The organism is Microcoleus sp. (genome assembly GCF_049646505.1).
Taxonomy (GTDB): Bacteria; Cyanobacteriota; Cyanobacteriia; order Cyanobacteriales; family Microcoleaceae; genus Microcoleus.
Map to the genome: position 1 here is coordinate 1 of NZ_JBARVX010000634.1, position 3,359 is coordinate 3,359.

A 3,359-nucleotide genomic window follows, 5' to 3' on the forward strand; every position below is an offset into this window, starting at 1 on the left:
TCAAATTTACCCCCCGCAAGTCCCCCCTCCCGCGGGGAGAAACAAGAATAATCTTGCTCCCTCCCCGCGGGAGGGGAGGGTTGGGGTGGGGTGCTTTGGATTTTTGCAAGAGTTCTATTGTCGATATTTGTTTGGTATTTTTTGAGGGCGACGCACCCTACGACTACTTTAAACCCATTTTGTCATTAAAAATTAAAAATGCAAAAAATCAACTTTTCACATTTTTAATTTTTAATTCTCAATCTTAATTTTGGATTACTGAGCACCCATTTGGGCTGCCACTTCATCGGCAAAGTTAGCTTCTTCTTTTTCAATGCCTTCGCCCAAGACAAAACGCACGAAGCGGCGCACTTGGACATTTTCTCCGATTTGGGAGATGGTTTGTTTTACCAACTCTTCTACCGAGATATTTTGATCTCGAATAAAAGGCTGATCCATCAAAGATAACTCTTTCATGCGCTTGTCAATGCGCCCTTGAACAATCTTTTCTTTGATGTTGTCCGGCTTGTTGCCCAAGTCGTCCTTTTCCATCTCAATTGCCTTTTCTCTTTCGACAATTTCGGCAGGGATATCTTCAACTTTCACGTATTCCACATTCGGGCAAGCTGCAATTTGCATCGCAATATTCCGCACCAAAGTTTGGAATTCTTCGCGGCGTGCCACAAAATCAGTTTCGCAGTTAACTTCCACCAGCACTCCCACGCGGCCGCCCGTGTGGATGTAGCTGCCTACGAGTCCTTCGGAGGCAACCCGTCCGGCTTTTTTGTCAGCGCCAGCCAGACCTTTTTTCCGCAGCCACTCAATGGATGTTTCGATATCGCCTTCGTTTGCAATGAGGGCTTTTTTGCAGTCCATCATGCCAGCGCCAGTCTTGTCGCGCAATTCTTTAACAAGTTTTGCAGATATATCCGCCATCTTCCTTAAGTTCCCAATCAAAATTAGTTATTAGTCAGTAGGGGCGGTGCCCCCGTGCCCGCCCTCAAGCGTCATTAGTCATTAGTCATTAGTCATTAGTTACTAATCTTAATGTTAATGATTGGACAGGAGTGAAGAAATACCTGGTCGGCATTAGGGCGGACTTTGTACCTGTAGCACACCATAATTAATTTGGGTGCTAACACTAACACAACGAATGCTTTTGCCAGAACTCTACTAATGACTTAGACTCGTGCCCGGTACAATTAAAAATTAAAAATATCCAACTAAAAATAATTATTATTTTTAATCTTCAATCTTTAATTTTTAATTTCTTGGTGTTCAGATTCCGATCGCAATATTAGCTTTCGGTTTCTTCGCCCTCGGCCTCAGCGGCTTCGTCGGGGTCTACATAATTGGGGTCATCCAATTCTTCGATTTCGCCATCATATTCAGCGCCTTCGTAGCCACCTTCGTAGTCGTCGTCGTAGTCACCGTCGCCACCGGGCTGACCGTGACGACCTTCGTAAATGGCATCAGCCAACTTACCGACAATCAGCTTGATCGATCGAATAGCATCATCGTTTGCTGGAATCGCAATGTCAACCAAATCCGGGTCGCAATTGGTGTCCAACAGAGAGACGATGGGAATTCCCAACTTTTGGCATTCCAACACAGCATTATATTCGCGGCGTTGGTCTACCAGCACCACTCCGTCGGGAATCTTCCGCATAGTTTTGATTCCGCCCAGATACTTCTGGAGTTTTGCCAGTTCTCGGCGCAGCACCGAAGCTTCTTTTTTCGGCAACAAATCTAGCGCGCCGATTTCCTCGCGGCGTTCCAAATCCTTGAGGCGCTCCACGCGGGACTTAATCGTCGTCCAGTTGGTCAGCATTCCCCCCAGCCAGCGCTGGTTGACGTAGTAAGCGCCGCAGCGTTGAGCTTCTTGCGCTACAATCCCGGCTGCTTGGCGCTTTGTACCCACGAACAAAAACTTTTTGCCTTTTTCTGAGGCCACTCTCATGTACTCGTAGGCATCTTCCATAAGCTGAGCGGTTTGCACGAGGTCGATGATGTGAACCCCGTTGCGCTCTGTAAAAATGTAGGGAGACATTTTCGGGTTCCACCGGCGGGTTTGGTGTCCGAAGTGAACTCCTGACTCTAGCATTTGAGCCAAACTGACTACTGGCATTGTATTTTAAACTCCTGTATTCGGGTTAATCCTCCACCCGGTAGTATTTCTCAAGATTTGCACCTTGGAAACACCCGAAAAGCCGGATGTGCGAACTTAAACAACTTTTCTAGTTTATCACAGGACACACTACTTTTTCTGACAATCCGATCGCCATTTTGTTGGGTTATCCCTAGGGTGCGAGCCCGAGGGAGGCAGATGCGGGCCGGCTTGGTGCGCGGGCGTACCCTGCGGTTGCGAGTTACTCGCAAGCGCTGCTTACAAAAACAAAAAATCCACATAACAAGGTTGTCAAAGCCTTTGTTAGGTTGTGAGACAATGGCGTTGTTGGTGCGTGTCTTGCGCCTTCTTTAGTTCGATCGAGCTTTGAGCCATTTTGTTCGATCGGCAATTCTACCGGCTTTACGAGTTCCCTCTGGCACCGCAAAAATCCCAAAGCTAAAAACGCCATGCCCATCCCCATTCTCGTCTTGCTTGAAGTTCTAATTGTGATCGCGCTTTCGAGACTTGTCGGTTTAGCATTTCGAGCGATCGAACAACCTCAAGTCATTGGAGAGATTGTAGCAGGAATTATGCTCGGCCCTTCTCTGTTGGGCTTAATTGCACCAGATTTAGCAACAGCACTTTTTCCAGCCGAAGCCGTTCCATTCCTCAACGTACTGTCAGAGGTGGGGCTGATATTTTTCATGTTCTTGATTGGTTTAGAACTGAACCCTAAGTATCTTAAAAATAATTTAGATATAGCAATTTTAACTTCCCACGTCAGCATTTTAGTGCCGTTTTCTCTGGGAAGCATCCTAGCACTGCTGCTGTACCCGATCGTTTCAAATAATAGCGTTTCATTTACAGCCTTTGCCCTGTTTTTGGGCGCTGCGATGTCAATTACTGCCTTTCCGGTGCTGGCCCGAATTATTACAGAACACAACTTGCAGAATACCAAATTGGGGACGCTGGCCCTAACTTGCGCTGCAGTAGATGACGTGACGGCGTGGTGTTTGTTAGCGGTGGCGATCGCAGTTACTCGAACTAATTCGATGCTGGGCGCTTTGCCGACCATTATTGAATCTTTAATTTACATTGGTTTCATGATGACTGTAGTCCGCTGGTTCTTGCAGCGGCTTTCCAAACACTACAACCGCACGGGCAGATTAACGCAGTTAGTGCTGGCGGGAATTTACATGGGAGTTGTAGCTTCTGCCTTAATTACTGAATTGATCGGCATTCATTTAATCTTCGGTGCATTTTTGCTTGG

Annotated in this window: 3 protein-coding genes; 1 reads left to right on the forward strand and 2 read right to left on the reverse strand. The window is 46.8% G+C overall.

The window, feature by feature from the left end:
• Window positions 1-255: 255 nt before the first annotated feature.
• Together tsf and rpsB are read right to left on the reverse strand one after the other, a co-directional pair.
• Window positions 256-915 (reverse strand): translation elongation factor Ts, encoded by a 660-nt coding sequence (gene tsf, locus WBA89_RS29300; RefSeq protein WP_424411135.1) that lies wholly within the window; start codon window positions 913-915, stop codon window positions 256-258.
• Window positions 916-1,276: 361 nt separating this feature from the next.
• Window positions 1,277-2,107, reverse strand: a complete 831-nt coding sequence (rpsB, locus tag WBA89_RS29305) for a 30S ribosomal protein S2 (RefSeq protein WP_194011783.1) — start codon at window positions 2,105-2,107, stop codon at window positions 1,277-1,279.
• Window positions 2,108-2,556: 449 nt separating this feature from the next.
• Between rpsB and WBA89_RS29310 the strand changes: the two genes are divergently transcribed.
• The coding region (locus tag WBA89_RS29310; RefSeq protein WP_424411136.1) for a cation:proton antiporter at window positions 2,557-3,359 on the forward strand (803 nt) is incomplete at its 3' end.